This window comes from Pseudomonas sp. Je.1.5.c, assembly GCF_051129895.1.
Lineage (GTDB): Bacteria > Pseudomonadota > Gammaproteobacteria > Pseudomonadales > Pseudomonadaceae > Aquipseudomonas > Aquipseudomonas urmiensis.
In genome coordinates this window covers 154,879-176,326 of sequence record NZ_JBCPSP010000002.1, presented here as the reverse complement: position 1 = coordinate 176,326, position 21,448 = coordinate 154,879, and the positions used below count along the sequence as shown (strand labels likewise).

The 21,448-nt window shown below is 64.8% G+C and carries 20 protein-coding genes; 15 read left to right on the top strand and 5 right to left on the bottom strand.

The window, feature by feature from the left end:
* Positions 1-66 precede the first annotated feature (66 nt).
* A complete protein-coding gene (locus tag AAZU54_RS02715; RefSeq protein WP_434726489.1) occupies positions 67-1,266 on the top strand; it encodes an MFS transporter in 1,200 nt (399 codons plus the stop codon).
* Between the two features lie 151 nt (positions 1,267-1,417).
* Here the strand turns inward: AAZU54_RS02715 and AAZU54_RS02710 are convergent, their stop codons facing one another.
* Complete coding sequence (locus tag AAZU54_RS02710; RefSeq protein WP_186553485.1) at positions 1,418-2,242, bottom strand: sugar phosphate isomerase/epimerase family protein; 825 nt, start codon at positions 2,240-2,242, stop codon at positions 1,418-1,420.
* Positions 2,243-2,569: 327 nt separating this feature from the next.
* Here AAZU54_RS02710 and AAZU54_RS02705 point away from each other — a divergent pair, with 327 nt between their 5' ends.
* The 6 genes from AAZU54_RS02705 to sodC all read left to right on the top strand — a co-directional run bounded on the left by AAZU54_RS02705 (position 2,570) and on the right by sodC (position 9,782).
* A complete protein-coding gene (locus AAZU54_RS02705; protein ID WP_434726488.1) occupies positions 2,570-3,424 on the top strand; it encodes an IclR family transcriptional regulator in 855 nt (284 codons plus the stop codon).
* Complete coding sequence (locus AAZU54_RS02700) at positions 3,421-5,124, top strand: FAD-dependent oxidoreductase (RefSeq protein ID WP_434726487.1); 1,704 nt, start codon at positions 3,421-3,423, stop codon at positions 5,122-5,124. Before AAZU54_RS02705 ends, AAZU54_RS02700 begins: the two co-directional genes overlap by 4 nt.
* Before the next feature lie 93 nt (positions 5,125-5,217).
* Positions 5,218-5,733, top strand: a complete 516-nt coding sequence (locus AAZU54_RS02695; protein ID WP_186553482.1) for a sigma-70 family RNA polymerase sigma factor — start codon at positions 5,218-5,220, stop codon at positions 5,731-5,733.
* Positions 5,730-6,677 (top strand): FecR domain-containing protein, encoded by a 948-nt coding sequence (locus AAZU54_RS02690; RefSeq protein WP_434726486.1) that lies wholly within the window; start codon positions 5,730-5,732, stop codon positions 6,675-6,677. Before AAZU54_RS02695 ends, AAZU54_RS02690 begins: the two co-directional genes overlap by 4 nt.
* 66 nt (positions 6,678-6,743) lie before the next feature.
* Positions 6,744-9,140, top strand: a complete 2,397-nt coding sequence (locus AAZU54_RS02685) for a TonB-dependent siderophore receptor (RefSeq protein WP_434726485.1) — start codon at positions 6,744-6,746, stop codon at positions 9,138-9,140.
* 126 nt (positions 9,141-9,266) lie between these two features.
* Positions 9,267-9,782 (top strand): superoxide dismutase [Cu-Zn] SodC, encoded by a 516-nt coding sequence (gene sodC, locus AAZU54_RS02680; RefSeq protein ID WP_405128939.1) that lies wholly within the window; start codon positions 9,267-9,269, stop codon positions 9,780-9,782.
* A gap of 33 nt (positions 9,783-9,815) precedes the next feature.
* Here the strand turns inward: sodC and AAZU54_RS02675 are convergent, their stop codons facing one another.
* A complete protein-coding gene (locus tag AAZU54_RS02675; protein ID WP_434726484.1) occupies positions 9,816-11,405 on the bottom strand; it encodes a rhodanese-related sulfurtransferase in 1,590 nt (529 codons plus the stop codon).
* On the bottom strand, positions 11,402-12,010 hold the full coding sequence (locus AAZU54_RS02670; RefSeq protein ID WP_186553477.1) for a cysteine dioxygenase: 609 nt from the start codon (positions 12,008-12,010) through the stop codon (positions 11,402-11,404). The genes AAZU54_RS02675 and AAZU54_RS02670 overlap by 4 nt, the downstream gene beginning before the upstream one ends.
* Positions 12,011-12,269: 259 nt before the next feature.
* On the opposite strand from AAZU54_RS02670, the gene AAZU54_RS02665 reads away from it, so the two are divergent.
* From AAZU54_RS02665 to AAZU54_RS02640, 6 genes are all read left to right on the top strand, one after another.
* A complete protein-coding gene (locus tag AAZU54_RS02665; protein WP_186553476.1) occupies positions 12,270-13,340 on the top strand; it encodes an LLM class flavin-dependent oxidoreductase in 1,071 nt (356 codons plus the stop codon).
* A gap of 81 nt (positions 13,341-13,421) precedes the next feature.
* A complete protein-coding gene (locus AAZU54_RS02660) occupies positions 13,422-14,378 on the top strand; it encodes an ABC transporter substrate-binding protein (protein ID WP_405128937.1) in 957 nt (318 codons plus the stop codon).
* Positions 14,375-14,842: a tripartite tricarboxylate transporter TctB family protein gene (locus AAZU54_RS02655; protein WP_312156524.1), complete on the top strand. Its 468-nt coding sequence runs from the start codon at positions 14,375-14,377 to the stop codon at positions 14,840-14,842. Before AAZU54_RS02660 ends, AAZU54_RS02655 begins: the two co-directional genes overlap by 4 nt.
* A 9-nt stretch (positions 14,843-14,851) precedes the next feature.
* Entirely contained in the window at positions 14,852-16,354 is a 1,503-nt protein-coding gene (locus AAZU54_RS02650; RefSeq protein WP_405128935.1) for a tripartite tricarboxylate transporter permease, read from the top strand.
* Between the two features lie 144 nt (positions 16,355-16,498).
* On the top strand, positions 16,499-17,461 hold the full coding sequence (locus tag AAZU54_RS02645; protein ID WP_405128934.1) for a Bug family tripartite tricarboxylate transporter substrate binding protein: 963 nt from the start codon (positions 16,499-16,501) through the stop codon (positions 17,459-17,461).
* Positions 17,462-17,481: 20 nt separating this feature from the next.
* Positions 17,482-18,804: an LLM class flavin-dependent oxidoreductase gene (locus AAZU54_RS02640; RefSeq protein ID WP_434726483.1), complete on the top strand. Its 1,323-nt coding sequence runs from the start codon at positions 17,482-17,484 to the stop codon at positions 18,802-18,804.
* A gap of 24 nt (positions 18,805-18,828) precedes the next feature.
* On the opposite strand, the gene AAZU54_RS02635 is transcribed toward AAZU54_RS02640, so the two are convergent.
* Positions 18,829-19,422, bottom strand: coding sequence for an eCIS core domain-containing protein (locus AAZU54_RS02635; RefSeq protein WP_434726482.1), 594 nt, complete (start codon positions 19,420-19,422; stop codon positions 18,829-18,831).
* The gene (locus AAZU54_RS02630; protein ID WP_434726481.1) at positions 19,409-19,972 is read right to left on the bottom strand and encodes a TetR/AcrR family transcriptional regulator; all 564 of its coding nucleotides are present in this window, start codon (positions 19,970-19,972) and stop codon (positions 19,409-19,411) included. Before AAZU54_RS02630 ends, AAZU54_RS02635 begins: the two co-directional genes overlap by 14 nt.
* Positions 19,973-20,061: 89 nt before the next feature.
* Here AAZU54_RS02630 and AAZU54_RS02625 point away from each other — a divergent pair, with 89 nt between their 5' ends.
* Positions 20,062-20,793 (top strand): SDR family oxidoreductase, encoded by a 732-nt coding sequence (locus AAZU54_RS02625; RefSeq protein ID WP_186553469.1) that lies wholly within the window; start codon positions 20,062-20,064, stop codon positions 20,791-20,793.
* Between the two features lie 27 nt (positions 20,794-20,820).
* Complete coding sequence (locus AAZU54_RS02620) at positions 20,821-21,411, top strand: 2-hydroxychromene-2-carboxylate isomerase (RefSeq protein WP_434726480.1); 591 nt, start codon at positions 20,821-20,823, stop codon at positions 21,409-21,411.
* Positions 21,412-21,448 lie beyond the last annotated feature (37 nt).

Genomic DNA, 21,448 nt, shown 5'->3' with positions numbered 1-21,448 from the left:
TAACATGCGGTGTGTATGTATAACTCGGCCTTGCGTTTCGGGCCCTATCGATAAGGATCATCGGGCATGGCAAATCCATACCGCGAGTTGTTTCAAGTGCCGGGCGCCAAGGGCTTTACCCTGGCCGGGCTGTTGGCCCGTCTGCCATTGCCCATGACCGGCATCGGCATCATCACCATGCTGTCGCAACTGCGCGGCAGTTATGCCCTGGCCGGCGCGGTGTCGGCCACCTTTGTGCTGACCTTTGCCGTGCTCTCGCCACAGGTTTCACGCTTGGTCGATCAACACGGCCAGCGGCGGGTGTTGCCGCTGGCCGCTGCGCTGAGCGTGCTGGGGATTTTGCTGCTGCTGGCTTTCAGCTATTGGCAGGCGCCGGTCTGGGCGCTGCTGGCCAGCGCGGCGTTGGCCGGCTGCATGCCGAGCATGTCGGCCATGGTGCGCGCGCGCTGGACGGCGCTGTATCGCGGCCAGGCCAATCTCCAGACGGCCTACGCGTTAGAGACCGTCCTCGATGAAGTGACCTTCATCGCCGGCCCGCCGTTGTCGGTCGGTTTCAGTGTGGTGCTGTTTGCCCAAGCAGGGCCGCTGGTTGCCGCCCTGTTGTTGGCCATCGGCGTGTTCGCGCTGGTAGCCCAGGTGGGTACTGAGCCAGCGCTACAGCCAAAGGCGGCGACAGCACAGCGGCAAGCCTCGGTCTTGCGTCTTGGCGGTGTGCAGCTGTTGGCGCTGTTGATGGTCGCCATGGGGGTGATCGTAGGCACTGTCGACATCGTCAGTGTGGCCTTCGCCGAGCAGCAGGGCAGGCCGGCTGCGGCCAGCCTGGTGTTGTCGTGTTACGCCATTGGCTCGTGCGCGGCTGGGCTGGTGTTCGGTGCACTCAAGCTGCAATCGCCGTTGCCCAGAGTGCTTTTGCTCGGTGGGTTGGCCACGGCGGTGACCACCTTGCCCTTGTTATGGGCGGGGAACATCGCGGGCCTGGCCGTGGCTGTACTGGTTGCAGGGGTGTTTTTTGCCCCGACCATGATCGTGGCGATGTCGCTGGTCGAACGCATCGTGCCTGACAGCCAACTGACCGAGGGTATGACCTGGTTGCTGGCAGGGCTGAATGTCGGCGTGGCGTTCGGCGCGGCGGGGGCGGGGCAGATGGTGGATCTGCGGGGTGCCAATGCCGGTTTTCAGCTGGCGTTGGTGGCTGGCGCAGCGGTTTTACTGGTGGCGCTTTTAGGCTATCGACAGATGCGAGGGCAGGTGGCGCGGTGCGCGTGACAGTGTGCGAAGGGGCGCAGTTATCTTGTGTGGCTATCCCGGCCTCATCGCGGGCAAGCCCACTCCTACAGGATCATGTGCGCCGCAACGGCTGTGATCGGCTCGGACACTGTGGGAGCGAGCTTGCCCGCGAAGAAGCCAGCGCGGTGGCTCAGCGGCTTTGCAGCAGCGCGCGGGTTTTGTCGAGTGCCATCTTCGCCCGCTCGAAGGCGCTGACGCCTTGTTCGAGCAACTGCCGGGTGGGGATCTCAAGGCTCAGCGCGATGGCCTCAGGCAGGGCGCTCAACAACCCGTGCAGGTCGCAATCGCCGTCGCCGGGGAAGCGCCGTTCATTACGTGCCTGGCGCAGGATCTCATCCATGTCATCCGGGCGTGGGCCGGCCACATCGCACAACTGCGCATAGCGAAAGCGTTGCGGCTGTTGTGCTACGGCGTTTGCCAGCTGCGCCAGTGACGAGCCGGAGCGATCGAAGTGAAAGGCGTCGACCAGTACTCCGGCGTTGCTGCGCCCGGCGCATTCGACAATTCGCAAGGCCTGGGCCAGATCGCGGGCGTCGGTCCAGGGCATGAACTCCAGGTGCGGGTAAATGCCAAAGGGCTTGGCCAGATCGCACAGCGCGGCGAAGTTCTCCGCCAGCCGCTGTTCATTGGCATCGTTGCCCGCGACCAGCAGTTCGCTCGCGCCAAACTCGGCGCCGACTTCGAGCAGGGCGCGAAAATCTGCCACTTGCGTGTCTGCTTTCAAGCGCAGGATTTCCACGTCCAACACCTTCACCCCGGTGTCGCTCAGGCGCTGGTGGGTCTGGCGGCGTAAGCCGGCATCGGCCATCAACGCAAAGTGCTGCTCCTGGGCGGTTGCCGGCTCCAGGCGCAAGCCTACGTGACTGTACCCGGCGCGGGCGGCGACCTCGACCATGTCAGGTGGGGACAGCTCCAGGACGGTCAGGGCAGCCAGGGAAAATACGCGATCGCTCATGCTCGACTCTCGTTCTCGGTTCGCAGAAATGCGCTTCGCCCGGGCCCTGCCAGGAGGGGCCAGGAGCGGTTGTCTTTTTAGTTAGAACTGAGTTCCAGTTTCAAATCAAGGGAAAAAACCCGTCGCAGGGTAAACGCCGGTTTCGGCCCTTTTTTGCGTTCGGTAACCGCACTCAACTGCACTTGGCGGATTGACTTGCAGCCGTTTCGCCCAGCAAAAACGGGCTAATTGACACTGCGAGCGAAACTGGAATAGTTTTCCAGTCACTTCGCAAAAAACCTCTGCCAGTCAATCCCCGGCGCCCTATGCGCCAAGCAGGAGACCGTTATGCCAAGCGCTGTGAGTAACACCGAATCGACCCACGCAGGCTTGCTCGAGCGTGGCTTGGCGATCCTCGAAATGCTCGCCAGCAGCGCTCAAGGCATCGCCCTTAGCGACATCTCGGACACCCTGCATATTCCCCGCAGCGCCACCCACCGGCTGTTGAACACCCTGTGTGAAAACGGCTACGTGCGTCAGCAACAGGAGCGTGGCACCTATGTGCTGACTTCCAAGCTGCAGGTGCTGGCGTTCACTCACCTGGGCGCCGATGGCACGGTCGATGCGGTGCAGCCGGTGCTCAATCGCCTGGCCGCCGAGGTGGGCGAGCTGGTGCGTCTGTCGGTGGTGGACGAGGACTGTTTGACCTGGGTGGCCCGCGCCCAAGGCGCCCGCGCCGGGCTGCGCTATGACCCTGACATGGGCATGGAGGCCAAGCTCTCCTGTTCGGCCAGTGGCTACGCGTGGCTGGCGACCCTGGATAACCAGCGCGCATTGGCACTGGTCGAGCAGCAGGGTTTTGGTCGGGCAGAACACTACGGTCCTAACGCGCCCCAGAGCGTAGAAACGCTGCTGCCGCGAATCGAATCTGCGCGCACCTTGGGCTATGCGCTGGCGATTCAGACCTTCGCCGATTGGATGGCGGCTATCGCCGTGCCGTTGATGCATCCGCGCAGTGGCAAGGCGATTGGCGTGCTCAGCGTTGCCGGGCCGGTGTTTCGCCTTGGCGAAGCGCGCTTGCACCAGATCGCCCCGGCGTTGCTCGCGGCGGCCGCCGAAATCCAGCAGTTGATTCCCGGCTCGCCCGCCCTGATGAGCCCAGGGCTTGCGGCCATCAACCTCCAACAGGGGACTCAAGCGTGAAGCGTCTGGAGTGTGACTTGCTGGTGATCGGCTCGGGCGCCTCGGGCTTGGCCGCAGCGGTAACCGCTGCTCACCAGGGGCTAAAGGTCATCGTGGTGGAAAAGCACGCAACGTTCGGCGGCGCCAGCGCCTGGTCGGGTGGCTGGCTGTGGGTGCCTGGCAACCCGCTGGCCAAGCGCGCCGGCATCGATGAAGACCCGCAGCAGCCGCGCACTTACCTCAAGCATGAATTGGGCGCGCGCTACGATGCTGAGCGAATCGATGCCTTTCTCGACAATGCACCGCGCATGGTGGCGTTCTTCGAGCAGCACACCTGCGTGAAATGGCTCGATGGCAATGCCATTCCCGATATCCACGGCAACGTACCGGGCGCAGCGCTGCAGGGCCATCAAGTGATCGCTGCGCCTTATGACGCCAGGCAGATGGGTACGCTGATCCGCCGTATGCGCAAGACCCTGCGCGAGACGTCATTCCTGGGTATGCCGATCATGGCCGGCGCCGACCTGGCGGCGTTTCTGAGCATGACCCGTTCGTTCAAAGCGTTCCTGCATGTGAGCAAACGCTTGATCAGGCACCTGCGCGATCTGGCCGTGCATGGCCGCGCCATGCACCTGGTCAATGGCGTTGCGCTGGTGGGGCGCCTGGCCAAGTCAGCGGTTGACCTGGGGGTTGAGCTGATCGAATCCGCGCCGGCGCGCCAACTGATTTTCGAACAAGGCCGGGTGCTGGGCGCGCTGGTCGACAGCCCGGACGGCCCACTGCGCATCCATGCCAGCAAGGGTGTGGTGCTGGCGGCGGGCGGCTTTGCCAACGACAAGGCACGGCGCCAGGCCCTGTTCCCGCGCACCTTTGCAGCGAGCGACCATCTTGCCTTGCCGCCAGAAGAATGCTGCGGTGATGGCATCAGCCTGGGCGAGTCAGTCGGTGCGGTGCTAGAGCTCGATGTCGCCTCGCCAGCGGCGTGGGCGCCGGTTTCGCTGGTACGCCACGTCGATGGCAGCAGCGGACATTTCCCACACATCATCGACCGGGCCAAACCCGGCCTGATCGGCGTGCTGTCCACCGGCAAGCGCTTCGTCAATGAGGCCGACGGCTACTACGACTACACCGCGGCCATGGTCGCCGCAGCACCGGCGGATGAAGAGGTGGCCTCGTGGCTGATCTGCGATCACCGCTTCCAGCGCCGCTTTGGCCTGGGCTATTCGCGCCCGTTCCCGCTACCGGTTGGGCCGGCTGTGCGCAGCGGCTATTTGCAGCGCGCAGACAGCATCCAAGCCCTGGCCAAGGCCTGTGGCATCGATCCGCTAGGGTTGCTAGAAACCGTGCGCGACTTCAACACCCATGCGCGCAGAGGTGAAGACCCGCAATTTGGCCGCGGTTCGACGCCGTATAACCGCAAGCAGGGCGATCCACTGATCACCGAGGGCAACCCTTGTGTGGCGCCTATCGAGCACGCTCCGTTCTACGCGGTAAAAGTGCGGCCCGGCAGCTTTGGCACCTTCGCGGGGCTAAAAACCAACGGCCATGCGCAAGTGCTGGACCGCAACTCAGCGCCAATCGCCGGCCTTTACGCCGTGGGCACCGACATGGCCAGCGTCATGGCCGGCTTCTATCCCTCCGGCGGGATCAACCTGGGGCCGGCGATGACCTTCGGTTATATCGCCGGGCGGCATGCTGCGGGGGGGCACGACAGCCAGTAGCAGTCTCGCACGTGCGCGTAGGCTATTGGCGCTAGCGCGACAAGCAATTAGAATCACTCGCATTCATGTTTCCAGCCCTTAGCGTGCCAACGAATGCCTGACTCTGCCGCGGCACCCCAAGCGTCCCTCAGCACCCTTTATCGCGACCACCGCAGCTGGCTGGAAAGCTGGCTGCGCAGGCGCTTGGGCGACAGCTGGGAGGCTGCCGACCTGGCTCAGGACACCTTCGTCCGGGTGCTGGCCGCCCAGCACACGCAAACCCTGCCGAGTCTGCGTGAGCCGCGGGCCTATCTGCTGACCGTGGGCAAGCGGCTGCTGGTCAATCATTACCAGCGCCGTAGTCTTGAGCGAGCTTACCTGGAAGCGCTGGCCAACCTGCCGCAGGCGCTAGCGCCGTCGCCGGAGCAGCGCTGGTTGCTGCTGGAGACCTTGCACGCGCTGGATGAACTGCTCGATGGCCTGCCACGCGCAGTGCGTCAGGCGTTTCTCTGGTCGCAACTCGAAGGTATCGACTACAGCACCATCGGCGAGCGTCTGGGCGTCTCTGAGCGTACCGTCAAACGCTACATGGCCAAGGCCTACGAGCATTGCCTGCTGGTGGACCTGTGAGCGCCCAGGTCGATGCCCAGGCGCGTCAGCTGGCCCGTGAAGCCGCGCACTGGCTGACCCTGTGCGATGCCGGCGAGCTGGACGCCGAGCGGGCTGCGGCGCTGGCGCAATGGCGTGGCCGCAGCACTGCACATGAGGCGCTTTGGCAAAAAGCCGAGGCGCTGCGCCAGCGCTTTGCCGCAGTGCCAGCGCCGCTGGCGGTGGCCTGCCTTGACCGCCCGCAGCTCGATCGCCGCAAGCTGCTCGGCCAGGCGTTGGCCCTGGGCGCGCTGGCACCGTTGGCCTGGTTCGGCTACCAGCAGCTGCCCATGCAGCGCTGGCGCGCCGACCTGCACACCGCCACTGGCGAACGACGCACCTTGCAGTTGGCCGATGGCAGTCGGCTGCAGCTCAATACTGCCAGTGCGGTCAACCTCGAGGTCGGCGAAGGGCTTGCCCGCGTGCAACTGCTGGAGGGCGAAATCGCCCTCGACAGCCTTGGCCCTGTGCAGGTGAGCCTGCCGCAAGGCTTGGCAGTGGCTACCCGCGCGAGCTTCTGTGTAAGGCTGCAAGCACAGGGCTGTCTGGTGTCGGTTAGCCAGGGGCACGTCAGCTTGCAGCCGCTGCGTGGCGCGCCGGTGCAACTACAGAGCGGGCAGCAGGCGCTGTTGTCGAGCAGCGGGGTCGGCCCGACGCAGGCTTTCGATGCGCAGTTGCCGGGTTGGCGCCAGGGCCTGTTGATCGTCGACAACCAGCCGTTGGGCGACTTTTTGCGGGAGCTTGACCGCTACCGGCCCGGCCTGCTGCGGTGGGACCCGCTGCTCGAGCGCCTGGCGGTGACCGGCACCTTCCAACTGGACGACAGCGAGCGGATCCTCGCCCTGTTGGCCGCCAGCCTGCCGCTCGAGGTGCATTACCGCAGCCGTTATTGGGTGTCGCTGACGCCGCGCAAAAAACTTGCCTGACGCCTGTCCCCTTTTTCCGACTCGCTTGTCATCAGTGGCATCACTCCTCCAACAAGAGCGCTTCGGATGTCCCTCACGCCCCTGCTTCGCCCCTTGACCGCGCAACTGCTGCGCGCCGGCCTCGTGCTTGTCCTCGGCCTGCCTGGCGCTGGCTGGGCAGAGGATGCGCCGCGGCGCAGTTATCAGATTGCGGCGGGCAGCCTGAGCAATGCCTTGACCCGCTTTGCCGGCCAGGCCGGGGTTAGTTTGTCGGTGGACCCGGCGCTGGTGGCCGGGCGCAGCAGCGCCGGGTTGCAGGGCGAGTTCGCCGTGGAGGAGGGCTTCAATGCACTGCTGCGCGGCTCGGGCCTGATGCTGGTCGCGGCGGGTCCGGGCAGCTATACCCTGGCCCGTCAAGCGCTGCAGGATGACCCCGCGCATGTGCTGCCCAGCACCACCATCAATGGCCAGGGCCAGGGCGCTGGCGACGATGCCTACGCCGGCGGGCAGGTGTCACGGCGCGGCAAGCTGGGCATGTTGGGCGAGCGTGATTTCATGGAAACCCCGTTCAGCATGACCTCGTACACCAGCGAGGTGCTACAGAACCAGCAGGCCAGGACCCTGGCGGACGCGGTGGCCAACGACCCCTCGGTGCGCACCACCAACCCCTCTGGCGGGCGCTTCGAGCAATTCTCGGTACGTGGCTTCAGCCTGTACAACAGTGACGTTGCCTACGGCGGCCTGTATGGCGTGCTGCCGACCTATTCGATCGACATGGAGATGGTCGAGCGGGTCGATATTCTCAAAGGCCCCGGTGCCTTGCTCGGCGGCCTGGCGCCCAATGGCAGTGTCGGCGGTGGGGTCAACATCGAACCCAAGCGCGCCGGCGACGCGCCGCTGACCGAGTTCACCGCGCTGTACGCCTCGACTGGCCAAGGCGGCGGCCATATCGACATCGGCCGCCGCTTCGGCCCAGAGCAGCGCTTTGGCCTGCGTTTCAACGGCGTGCGCCAGTCGGGCGATACCGAGTGGGATCATCAGTCCGTCGAGCGCGAGGCGTCGGTGCTCGGTTTCGATGTTCGCGGGGAGCGTGCCCGGCTGTCGCTGGATGTTGGCCATCAGCAGCGCGATGTCGACGGCACGATGGAGCGCGTCAGCTTGAACGCAGGAGTGAAGGTGCCGGATGCCGAGGACGTGCACAGTAACTTCGCCCAGCCATGGACCTATTCACGGGCCAAGGACACCTTTGGCGCCTTGCGGGGCGAGTTCGATGTCAACGACAACTTGATGCTCTACGGCGCGCTGGGTGCGCGCAAAGGCGACTATGACTTTTTGCGTCACGCTGTGCAGGTGGTCAACGATGCCGGGCGCTTCACCGTCAGCCCCAGGACCTTTCACCGCGAAGAGGAGGTGGTCACCGGCACGGTCGGGGCGCGCAGCTGGTTCAACACCGGTGCCGTGGGCCATACCGTGAATCTGAGCCTCAATCGCTTCGACATGACTTTCGACAACAGCGGCGCCCGCTACCGCAATGGCGTGAGCAACCTGTTCGACCCGGTGACCCTGCCCGAGCCGGGCACGCCGACCCGCGCCGACAACCCGACACACACCGAGACTGTGCTTTCCAGCCTGGCCTTGGCCGATACCTTGAGCTTTGCCGATGACAGCGTGCTGCTGACCCTCGGTGCCCGCCTGCAGCGGGTGGAGGTGAACAGCTCCGAGCCTGGCGAACAAGACCAGGTCTACGATGAGCGCGCCACCTCGCCGGCGCTGGGGTTGGTCTGGCGCACCAGCGAGCAACTGTCGCTGTACCTCAACTATATGGAAGGCCTGACCCAAGGCCAGCAGGCACCGGAAACGGCAGCCAACTACGGCAAGGTATTTGCGCCTTATCGCAGCAAGCAGGTCGAGCTCGGCGCCAAGTACGACCTGGGCAGCTTCGGCGCTACGCTCAGCCTGTTTCGCATCGACAAGCCGTCCTACTACACCGACAGCCAGAACAACCTGCGCGCCGACGGCGAGCAGCGCAACCAGGGCCTGGAGCTGAATGTATTCGGTGAGCCGCTAGCCGGTGTGCGCCTGTTGGGCGGCGCGATGTTGCTCGATGCCGAACAGACCCGCACCGCTGAGGGGCGCTTCGACGGCAATCGCGCCGTTGGTGCGCCAGTGGTCAATGCCAACCTGGGCGTGGAGTGGGATTTGCCCTACGTCCAAGGCCTGACCCTCAGTGCGCGGGCGATTCACACCAGCAGCCAGTACCTGGATGCGGCCAACCAGCAGAAAGCCGAGGCCTGGCAGCGCTACGACCTCGGCGCGCGTTATGCCCTCAAGCTCGGCGACAAGGATGTGACCCTGCGCGCCAGCGTCGAAAACGTGTTGGACAAAGCCTACTGGGCCTCGGCCAACGTTCCGGAGGGCACCGCCACCGGCCTGACCCTGTCCACGCCACGGACCTGGCTGGTATCGGCCACCGTTGGCTTCTGAGCCAGCCAGCGCATGGGTTAAGTGTTTCAGACTGTAGCTCGATGGAATCGCGGCACAGCGTTGCAGTCTCACTGCTAACGCTTGCGGCGATCATGCCCAACGCCATTCCAGCCATGGAGAAGACTGATGAAAACCCTGTTGATGACTGCATTGCTCGCCAGCGCAGGCCTGGCCCAGGCGGCACAGACCGTAGAGCTCAAGCTCGCCGGAGCCGATGGCCCGGGTAAGTCGATTGGCACCGTGAGCATCGAGCAGAGCAAGTATGGCGCGGTGCTCACCCCCGACCTCAAAGACTTGCCGCCAGGCGTGCATGGCTTCCACCTGCACCAAAAGGCCTCCTGCGCGCCGGCAGAAGAAAACGGCAAGGCGGTTGCTGCAGGTGCAGCGGGTGGCCACTGGGATCCAGACGCAACCAATGCGCACAAGGGGCCGTACGATGACAGCGGCCATCGCGGAGACCTGCCGGCCCTGTATGTCGGCGCCGATGGCAAGGCCACCTACCCGGTACTGGCGCCGCGACTGAAGCTTGCCGATTTCAAGGGCCATGCGCTGATGGTGCATGCCGGCGGCGACAACCATAGCGACCATCCGGCAAAACTCGGTGGAGGCGGCGCGCGGGTTGCCTGCGGTGTCGTCGAGTAAGCGCAACGGGCCGCATTAGCGGCCCGTACTTTTTCAGGCTTGCAGCACGCGGAAACCGTGGGTGCCATCGCGCTCCAGTTGCGCGATCAGGCCGAACTCCCAATCCAGGTAGCCCTGCATGGCTTCACGCGGGTTATCGGTGCCTTCATAGGGGCGGCGATAGCGATCGGTGCGGGGCACGGCCAGATGGCTTTCGCCGCTTTCCAGCGCCAACCCTGCGTCGATCCAGCGGGCGGTGCCGCCTTCGAGCAGATAGACCGGCTTGCGCGTCAGTGCTTGCAGGTCGACCGCAGCGAAGCGCGCCAGCAGGCTGCTGCCGCAGGTCAGTACATAGCGCTCGGCGACCGGCAGTTGCTCCAGCGCTGCCGGCAGTTGGGCGCGGATGGCCCAATGGGCGCCGGGGATGTGCCGCTTGACGTAGTTGGCACTGGTGGTGAAGTCGAGCACCACGGTGCCTGCCTCTTCAAGCCAGCTGGCCAGCTGGTCGACGCCAATCTCGTTGACCTGGGGCAGGGCAGGCAAGGGCGCTTGCCAATCGCCGGACTCGCTCAAATCGGCTGGGCGAAGGTCATCGAGCACGGCCACCTGCCAACCCAGCTGCGCCAGCCACGAGGCGCTCATGTTGGCGCGCACGCCGTCATCGTCCAGCAACACGATCCGCGCCCCACGCACGCTGGCGACATGATCGGTTTCCTGCACCAGCTGGCCACCTGGCACCGAGCGGCTGCCGGGCAGGTGCCCCGCTGCATATTCCTCTGGGGTGCGCACGTCGAACAGGTAGGTGGTGCGCGCGGTTTCAGCCTGCCAGATGTGCAAGCCCTGCAGGTCGAGGCGCAGCACGCCCGCTTTGTCAGCCACCTGGCGCGCTCGCTGCGCTGCGTTGCGGCGGGTGCTGTCGCTCACTTCGCTGAACTGCCGCGCTTGGCCGTGGGCCAGCTGTTGCCCGGCCAGGGTCCAGCCGATGGTGCCATTGCGCAGGGCGGCTACCGGGTTGGGGATGCCGGCATTGAGCAGGGATTGAGTGCCAATGATGCTGCGCGTGCGCCCTGCGCAGTTGACGATGACCTGGGTATTGGGATTGGGCGCCAGCTCAGCGACGCGCAACACCAGCTCTGCTCCCGGCACACTGATGCCACCAGGAATGCTCATGGTCTGGTACTCATCGAAGCGGCGGGCGTCGAGCACCACCACATCGGCCTTGGCATCGAGCAGTGCCTGGACCTGTTCGGCGCCCAGCGACGGCGTGTGCCGAACGCTCTCTAGCAGTTCGCCAAAGGCCTTGCTCGGCACGTTGACGTCACGAAACAGCTCACCACCCGCCTCGCGCCAGCCGGCCAGGCCGCCTTCGAGCAGGGCGACATCGCTGTAGCCGAGCGTCCGCAGGCGCTGGGCAGCGATGGCGGCCAGCCCTTCGCCGTCGTCGTAGAGGGTAATGGCGGTATCGCGGCGCGGCACGCGCGCGTAGATCTCCAGCTCCAGCTTCGACAGCGGGATGTTGGCGGCGAACAGCGGGTGGTGTTGGGCGAACGGATCCTCTTCGCGCACGTCGATCAGCGCCAGCTCTTCGAAGGCCAGCAACGCACGGCGGATGTCAGGGTAACTGCGGGTGGCGATTGTGCTCATGGGGCGGAGTTCTCTTTGGACAGGTCCCAGATATTGGGCAGTTGGCTATTGCAATAGCCGGAAATGAAGGCTTTCTCGGCGCCGTCCACGGCGTACACAGCACGATGCACCGCACCGATGTTGGCGCCGTAGACGTGGATGCTGATCGACACTTGGTCGGCGAAGGCATTGCTCACCTGGTGGATGTCGCCAATGCGCGGCGAGACCGCTTCTACCTGGCCTGGGTCCAGGCGTATCGGCGCCCCCACAGCTACCAGGGGGCCCTGTTCGCTTTGGGCAAAACCCTGGGAGTACTCGGCGCCGCGCAGCATGCCGATCAGGCCCCACACCCGGTGGTCGTGGATCGGCGTGCGCTGCCCCGGGCCCCAGACGAAGCTGACTACCGAGAAGCGCTGGCGCGAATCGCAATGCAGCAAGTATTGCTGGTAACGGTCCGGGTCAGGCTGGGCCAGCGCCTCGGGCAGCCAGTCGTCGTGGGCGACCAGGCTGCGTAGCAAGGCTTGGCCCTGGTCGAGCAGGGTGGCTTCGTCGGGGTGTTGTTCGAGCAGCTCGGAGAGGGCGCCGATGAACTGACGCAGGCGCTCCAGGCGTAACGGTTGGCTCATGGTTCAGGCTCGCTCTGACGGTTGAAGGTAACCCTAGCAAACCCTCTTGATATTCTCAAAATGCAAAATGTGCATAAGCTAATATGCAAATACTGCATTTACAGTGAGGCGATTTTGTTCTGAAATCTACGCATGTCGAATGCATGAGGTTATGCCTAAAACGAATTTCACAAGGCAAGACCAAGTCGATAACTTATAAGCATTCGATTATTTAGATTTAAAAAGCATATCTCTCTTTCGCCAAGCTAAGGTCCTTCCCATGAGCGTTCAATTCATCGGCATGATTGGCCATCGGCTGTCCTCGGAGATCTTCGCCCCGCAAGGGCCGATCTTCGACAAGGCCTACATCACCCAGTCTGCGCGCATTCACGAACAGGCCGGCTTTGACCGTATTCTGGTCGGCTACTGGTCGGATCAGCCGGACGGCTTTTTGGTCACCGCACTAGCCGGCCAGGCGACTTCGCGCATTCACTTCCTGTTGGCCCATCGCCCAGGGTTCGTCGCGCCGACCTTGGCCGCACGCAAGCTGGCGACCCTTGAACATCTGCTCGATGGTCGCTTGGCGGTGCATGTGATCAGCGGTGGTAACGACGTCGAGCAGCGCAAGGACGGCGACTACCTGGAGCATGATCAGCGCTACGCGCGCACCGACGAGTTCCTCGATGTGGTGCGCAAGGTCTGGACCAGTGAAGCGCCGTTCGATCACGCCGGCACTCACTATCAGGCGCAGAATGCCTTCTCGGCGATCAAGCCGCTGCAACAGCCACACTTGCCGATCTACTTCGGCGGCTCGTCCCCCGCCGCCCTGGCGGTGGCCGGCAAGCACGCCGATGTGTTCGCCCTGTGGGGCGAGTCGCTGGAGCAGACCGCCGAGACCATCGCCGCAGTGCGCCAGCAGGCTGCGCAGCATGGCCGCGAGGTGCAGTTCAGCGTGTCGTTCCGGCCGATCATTGCCGCCACCGAGGAGGCTGCCTGGGCCAAGGCCGAAACCATCCTTGGCCAGGCGCGCCAGCGCATCGAGCAGGCCGGGCCGGTGATTGCCAACAAACCGCAGAGCGTCGGCGCCCAGCGCCTGCTCGAGACCGTGGCCAAGGGTGATCGGGTCGATGAACGGCTGTGGACCGGCATCGCCGGATTGGTCGGCGGTGGGCACAACTCCACCGCGCTGGTCGGCACGCCTGAACAGGTGGCCGATGCCTTGCTCGCTTATTACGAGCTGGGCGTCAGCACCTTCCTCATCCGCGGCTTCGATCCGCTTAGCGATGCCGAGGAATATGGCCGCGAGCTGATTCCGCTGACCCGCGCCAAAGTCGCTGCACGCAACGCCTGAGCCCTTTTTCCAATCGATAGCGACGAGACCGCACGCGCGGATCGCCACCTGCTGTGTCGCAAGCGACACCTGGAGACGAACGTGCGTTACCTGAAAACCTGGGCCGCCGCTGTGCTGGCCACCACCCTGAGTGTCAGCGCCGCCGCGCAGACCCTGGTCGTCGGCGATCAGAGCTTCAATGCCCGCGCCGTGATGGAAGCGGCCGGGGTGCTCGACGACTTGCCGTATACCCTGGAATGGAAGCAGTTCACCGCAGGCTCGCCGGTGGCCGAGGCGCTCAACGTCGGCAGCCTCGATATCGGCCTGCTAGGCGATGCGCCGCCGCTGTTTCTCGGCGCTTTGGGCGCGCCGATCAAAGTGATTGCAGTGACCCGGCAGAACCTTGGCGGGGTGGCCATCCTGGCGCGCAAGGACTCCTCGATCCACAGCCTGCAAGACCTGCGCGGCAAACGTGCGGCGATCTGGAAAGGTTCGTGGAGCCAGCAGCTACTGTTCAGCGCGCTGGACAAAGCCGGCGTACCGCGTGACTCGCTGGAGCTGCGCTACCTCAGCGCGCTGGACGCCTCGCACGCGCTCGATGGCGGCTCGGTGGATGTGATTGCCACCTGGGAGCCCTATGTCACCCAGCAGGAGCGCCAGGGCGCGCGGGTGCTGGCGACCGCCGAAGGGCTGATCCCGGCGCAGAGCTTCGTGGTCGCCAATGCCAAGGCAGTCGACAGCAAGCGGGCGCAGATCAACGATTTTCTCCAACGGATGAAAAAGGCCCGTGAGTGGACCTTGAAGGATCCGGCCAACACCGAAGCCTATGCCGATGCCTGGGCCAAGCGCACCCGCGCCGACCGCGATATTGCCCGGGTCTGGTTCGCCCGTGCGCGCACTGAGCTAGCGCCACTTAGCCCACAGGTGATCGTCGATGCGCAGAAGACCGTGGACTTCTTCGCAGGCCTTGGGCTGATCAAGGCCTATCCTGCGGCCGACCTGTTTGACAGCTCGTTTGCCGCCGCACTGCAACCGGCCACCGCGCAGGCCAAGCCATGAACAGCCTGCGCCTGGGGCTTGGCGATGCCCGCGAGGTGATCGCCGGTGGGCTGTTTTTGTCCTTCGCCACGCTCGGCGTGGTGCTGGCCAGCGATTATCCGCTGGGCTCGGCCATGCGCATGGGCGCAGGTTACTTTCCATTGCTGGTGTCGGCGGCCTTGGGCGTGCTGGGCGTAGCCCTGCTGCTGCGCGGGTTGACCGTGCGCGTCGAGGCGCAGGCAGGCGGCACGCTGTTCAGCTGGCGGCCGGGGCTGTTGGTCAGCGGCAGCATCCTGGCCTTTGCCTGGTTGCTGCCAAGCCTGGGCCTGGCCCTGGCAACGCTGCTGATGACCGTACTCAGCGGCCTGGCCCGACGCCAGGCGCGCGTCGGCGAGCTGGCGCTGCTGGGCCTGGCGCTAGGTGTGTTCAGCGTGCTGGTATTCGCCTACGGCCTGGGTTTGAACCTGCCCGTGCTGCCGACTTGAGAGACCGATATGGAACTGCTCAACCACCTCGGCCTGGGCTTTGAGGCCGCCTTTACCCTGAACAACCTGCTGTACTGCCTGATTGGCGTCACTCTTGGCACCCTGGTCGGTGTTCTGCCGGGCCTGGGGCCGGTGGCGACCATCGCCATGTTGCTGCCGATCACCTATGGCCTGAGCCCCGCAGCGGCGCTGATCATGCTGGCGGGGATTTATTACGGCGCCCAGTACGGCGGTTCGACCACGGCCATTCTGGTCAACCTGCCGGGCGAGTCGTCGTCGGTGGTGACGTGCCTGGACGGCCACGCCATGGCGCGTCAGGGCCGGGCCGGGGCGGCCCTGGCGATTGCCGCGATCGGCTCGTTCGTGGCCGGCAGCCTGGCGATCCTGTTGCTGGCGGCGGCGGCCACGCCGTTGGCCGCCTTCGCCTTGAAGTTCGGCCCAGCCGAGTACTTCTCGCTGATGCTACTGGGGTTGGTCGCGGCCATCGTACTGGCCCAGGGCGATTTGCTCAAGGCCTTGGCCATGACCATCCTCGGCCTGCTGCTGGGGCTGGTGGGTAGCGACGTCAATTCGGGGGTGGAGCGCTTCACCTTCGGCCTGCCGCAGTTGTCTGACGGCATCAGTTTCGTGGTGATCTCCATGGGCCTGTTCGGCATCGCCGAGATCATCGCCAACCTTGAGCGCGAACAGGCCGGTAGCAGCCAGGTGGCCCCGGTTGGCCGCTTGTTGCCGAGCCGCGACGACTATCGCCGCTCGTGGAAGCCGATCCTGCGTGGTACTGGCTTGGGCGCGCTGCTGGGGATCTTGCCTGGGGGGGGCGCCATGCTCGGCGCGTTCGCCGCCTACCTGGTGGAAAAGCGCCTGGCCAAGGATCCGTCGCGTTTCGGCCAAGGCGCCATCGAAGGCGTCGCCGCGCCAGAGTCGGCCAACAACGCCGGGGCACAGACCTCGTTCATTCCGATGCTGGTGATGGGCCTGCCCTCCAACGCGGTGATGGCGCTGATGGCGGGGGCGATGATGATCCACGGCATCGTTCCCGGCCCGCAGGTGATCGACGAGCGCCCAGAGCTGTTCTGGGGGCTGGTGGTGAGCATGTGGATCGGCAACCTGTTGCTGCTGGTGCTCAACCTGCCGTTGGTGGGCATTTGGGTGCGGCTGCTGCGGGTGCCGTACCGGCTGCTGTATCCGGCCATTTTGCTGTTCTGCTGCATCGGCGTGTACAGCCTCAACAACAGCCTGTTCGACGTGGTGCTGAGCATGGCCTTCGGCCTACTGGGGTATCTGTTCATCAAGCTGCGCTGCGAACCGGCGCCGCTGTTGCTGGGCTACATCCTCGGGCCATTGCTGGAAGAGAACCTGCGCCGCGCGATGCTGCTGTCGCGCGGCGATGCGACGGTGTTTTTCACCCGGCCCTTGAGCCTGACCCTGCTGGTCATCGCTGCGCTGTTGGTGTTGCTGCTGCTGTCGCCGCGGCTGCGGGCCACGCGCAAGGTGGCTTTCAGTGAGGACTGAGGGGCTGCTAGGGCGCCATCGTGGGGCAAGCCCGCGCCTACGCAAGCAGCGCGGTGTGGGCGCGGGCTTGCCCCGCGATAGCGCCAGAAGGGCTGTAACAGACCATCAAACCACATCAAACAATGATCAAAAAATGAGCCAGCCATGAACCTAAAGAAACTCATCCTCGCCACCCTGGCCCTAAGCGCCGCCACCTTGGCCCAGGCCGACAACTGGCCCAGCCGCCCGCTCACCCTGATCGTGCCATTCCCCCCAGGCGGGGCCGCCGACACCGTTGGCCGCTACTACGCCGAACAGCTCTCGACTTCCCTTGGCCAACCGGTGGTAGTCGACAATAAACCCGGCGCCGGCACCGCGATCGCCGCTGAAGCCGTCGCCAAAGCCAAGCCCGATGGCTACACCTTGTCATTGGCCACCGCTGGCCAGTTGGCGATCCTGCCCAACTTGCAGGCAGTGCGTTACGACCCGATCAAGGACTTCACCCCAGTGGCCGTGTTGGCCTCGGTGCCCAATGTGGTCGCGGTAGGGCCACAAACCAAGATCGACAGCCTGCAGGCGCTGATCGATCAGGCCAAGGCCAAGCCCGGCGCACTGAGCTATTCCTCCTGCGGCAATGGCACGCTCTGCCACCTGTCTGGCGAACTGCTGAAGAACCTGGCCGGGGTCGACCTGCTGCACGTGCCGTACAAAGGCAGTGCTCCGGCCGTGACCGGGTTGCTCGGTGGTGAGGTGGATGTCGCCGTCGACACCCTGACCGTGCTCGCCCCGCAGATCCAGGCTGGCAAGCTCAAGGGCCTGGTGCTGACGAGTGCCGAACGCTCACCGCTGCTGCCCTCGGTACCCAGTGCCGACGAAGTCGGCCTGCCAGGCTTCGTCGCTTCCGGCTGGTTCGGTATCGTCCTGCCCAAAGGCGCCGAGCCGGCACTGGTCGAACGCCTGAACAACGCCATCGAGGTGATTGCCGACAAGCCAGAAACCGCCGAGCGCTTCGGCCAGCAGGGCATCAGCGTCGAGCGCAGCAGCCCGGCCGGTTTTGCCCAGGTGATCGCCGCCGACAAGGCGCGCTGGGGCGAGGTGATTCGCACCGCCCAGGTTCATATCGAATAAGCATCAGGAGCCGATCAGCCATGCGCAACCGACAGATCAAACTGGGCGCCCTGACCATGGGTTGTGGCGGCCCGGGCCGGCACAATCTATGGCTCGACCCTGAGCTGCCAGCCGATGCCAGCGTCAACATCGACTGGTACATCGACATTGCCCGTCAGGCCGAAGCGGCCTTGTTCGACCTGATGTTCATCGTCGACAGCCAGTACATCACCCCCGGCTCGCCGTCGCATTACCTCAACCGCCTAGAGCCGCTGACCCTGCTCTCGGCGCTGGCGGTGAGCACCCGTCACCTGGGCCTGGTCGGCACCTTGACCACCTCCTACAACGAGCCGTACAACGTCGCCCGGCGCTTGGCCTCGCTGGACCTGATCAGCAAGGGCCGCGCAGGCTGGAACGTGGTCACCAGTGGCGATGCCGGCACGGCAGGCAATTATGGCCGCGACGAGCACTATGACTACGACACCCGCTATGCGCGGGCGCAGGAGCATGTCGAGGTGGTGCAGGGGCTGTGGCGCTCCTACGAGGACGATGCGTTTCCCCGTGATCGGCGCACTGGCCAGTTTCTCGATCCGAGCAAGCTGCATGCCCTGAATCATAAGGGCACGCACTTTTCGGTCGTGGGGCCGCTGAACATCCAGCGCTCACCCCAGGGCCAGCCGGTGATTTTCCAGGCTGGCGACTCCGAGCAGGGGCGGGCGCTGGGCGCGGCCACGGCCGATGTCATCTTCACCCACGCCGCGAGCATCGAGCAGGGGCAGGCGTTCTATCGCGATGTCAAAGCCCGCGCCCAGCGTCTGGGGCGCGATCCAGAGCAACTGCTGGTGTTGCCCGGTGCGGAAATCTATGTCGGCGACACCGATGAACATGCCCGCGAAATCGAGCGGCATTACCATCAGCTCGATCACAGCTTCGAACTGGCGCTCAAGGAGTTCGGGCGCAATTTCGGCTGGCACGACTTCAGCCAGTACGAGCTGGATGCACCTTTTCCGCAACAGAGTCTGGAGTACGCGCGCAGCAGCTTCTTCACCAATGCCAAGCGCATTGCCGAGCAGGCCCGGGACAAGGGCTTGAGCCTGCGCCAGGCGGTCGAGTTCGGTCGCCAGTTGCGCCCCGGGGCGTTCGTCGGTTCGGCGCAGAGCGTGGCGGCGAAGATGGCCGAATGGTTCGAGGCGCGGGCGTTGGATGGCTTCAACATCTACATCGGCCATCCGGGGCAGTTGCGCCGCTTTACCCAGGAGGTGGTGCCATTGCTGCAAGAGCGTGGCGTGTACCGAACGGCCTATGAAGGAACGACCCTGCGCGAGAGCCTGGGGCTTGCGATTCCCCGCTTCAGCGCCAGCTGACGGCAGCCTGCGACGGGCTGGCGCTCAGCGCGCCTGCCCCGAACGGCGCTCGCGCAAGGCCTTGGCTACTTCGGCCTCGACCTTGTAGGCCGGTGCCTCCAGCGCGTCGTAGTTGCGCGTGTAGCGCCTTGCGAACTCTTCCACACCTAATTGTTGGTACTGCTGCACATGCTTGAGCTCGTGGGCCCACAGCGCGACATTGTCGTCGGCGTCCTGGGCATGGCGAAAAATGATGGTGTCGATCAGGGTCACCGCGTTGACATCAGGGTTTTGCAGCAGGGCATTGGCGGCGCTGATTTGCTGTTCATTGCCGACCCGAAAGCGCGCAGCATCGAGCACGGCGAAGTCGTACCAGCTTTCGAGCTGGGCGCGGATATGCAGCGGGATCGGCTCGGTGCCCTGGGTGTTGGCTTCATCACGCGCCTGGCGCAGGGCGAAGACCAGGCTGGAGGAGGCCATCAGCTCGACATCCTTGAGGATCTGGCCGGCCTGCCCGGGGTCGATCGGTGCGCAGAAACAACCCATCAGGCACACCTGGTACTGCCCTGGCGGGCACGCGTTATCGGCTGCGGCGGGCAACGCCAGGGCCAGGCCCAGCAGCAGGCTAGCGCGTTTCATTCAGCGCCCTGCCAACCAAACTGCGGCTGGCCTCCAGGACCTGGCCTTGGATCTCTGCGCTGGCCAGCATGCGCCCGACCACCAGCGCACCGACGCATTGGCTGATCAGTGCCCAGGCCAGCTCGGGGTCTTCCAGGGTGGTACTCCAGGCGCTGTGCAGGGCCACCAGCCACTGCTCGGCTTGTTCGCGCACCGGCAGCTCGGCGCGGGCGATCTCCACGCCAAGCGGTGGCAATGGGCAGCCGCCCTCGGCATCGCGCAAGTGGGCCAGGCTCAGGTACTGCTCAAGGCAGCGGGCCAAACGCTGGCGGTCGGCGCCGCGCTCGGCCAGGCGGGCGAGAGGGCTGTTGCTCAGCTCGCGGCGCACCACTTCGGTGAACAGATCGTCCTTGGAGGCAAAGTGGTTGTAGAAGGCGCCGCCGGTCAGGCCGATGGCGTTCATCAGCCCGGCAACGCCCGTGGTGGCAAAGCCGCCGCGCTTGGCCAGCGCGCCGCTGCTGGCCAGCAACTTCTCGCGGGTTTGCTGCTTGTGTTCAGTGGAGTAGCGCATGTGAAAACCTCAGCGCGCGGGCTTGACGATGGGGGCGATCATAACATAGCGTTCGTTTACTAAATGATCGTTCATCAATGGAGGTGTGCGTGACAGAACAACAAAAAGTCGTGCTGGTGATTGGTGCCGGTGATGCCACGGGCGGCGAGATCGCCAAGCGTTTTGCCCGCGAGGGCTACATTGCCTGTGTCACCCGGCGCAGCGCCGACAAGCTGCAGCCCTTGGTGGACGAGATCCGCGCTAGCGGCGGTCAGGCGCATGGGTTTAGCTCTGATGCGCGCAACGAAGAGCAGGTGGCGACGCTGATCGAAACCATCGAGCGCGATATCGGTGTCATCGAAGCGTTTGTCTTCAATATCGGCGCCAATGTGCCATGCAGCATTCTCGAAGAGACCCCGCGCAAGTTCTTCAAGATCTGGGAGATGGCCTGCTTTGCCGGATTCCTCACCGCCCAGGCGGTGGCCAAGCGGATGGTCAGCCGCGAGCGCGGCACTATCCTGTTTACCGGCGCCACCGCCGGCACCCGTGGCGCTGCCGGCTTTGCCGCCTTCGCGACGGCCAAGCACGGCTTGCGGGCGCTAGCCCAGAGCATGGCCAGGGAGCTGGGGCCGCGCAATATCCATGTCGCCCATGTGGTGGTGGATGGTGCGATCGACACCGCGTTCATCCGCGACAACTTCCCTGAGCGCTACGCCCTCAAGGACCAGGACGGCATCCTCGATCCGGCCCATATCGCCGACAGCTACTGGTTCCTGCATGCCCAGCCGCGTGATGCCTGGACCTTCGAGCTCGACCTGCGTCCGTGGGTCGAGCGCTGGTAAACCCTTCTCCCGTACAAGGACAGCAGCATGAGCAAACGTGTCGAGTTTTTCTTCGATCTGGGCAGCCCGGCCAGTTATCTGGCCTGGACCCAGCTGCCGGCACTCTGTGCGCGGCATGGCGCCGAGTTGGTGTATCGGCCAATGCTTCTGGGCGGGGTGTTCCAGGCAACCGGCAATGCCTCGCCGGTGATGGTGCCAGCCAAGGGTAAATATATGTTCGTCGACCTGCAGCGTTATGCCGAGCGCTATGGCGTGCCGTTTGGCCTGCCGCTGGGTTTCCCGATCAATACCCTGGGCTTGATGCGTGGGCTGGTTGCCACCCAGTTGCATGCACCTGAGCGATTCGAGGCGCTGCTGGCGGTACTGTTCAAGGCGCTCTGGGCGCAGCGGCTCAATCTGGGTGATGCGCCGGTGCTCGATGCCACGTTGGACGCCGCTGGCTTCGATCCGCAGCAGTTCCGCGCGTTGGCCAGTCAGGTCGAGGTCAAACAGGCGCTCAAGCAGGTGACCGAAGAAGCGGTGGCGCGTGGCGTATTTGGCGCGCCGACCTGCTTTGTCGAGGGGCAGATGTTCTTTGGTCAGGATCGCTTGGATTTTGTCGAGCAAGCGTTGGCTTGAGCTGCTTGGGCTGGTCTGTCAGTGGCGGCCTCTTCGC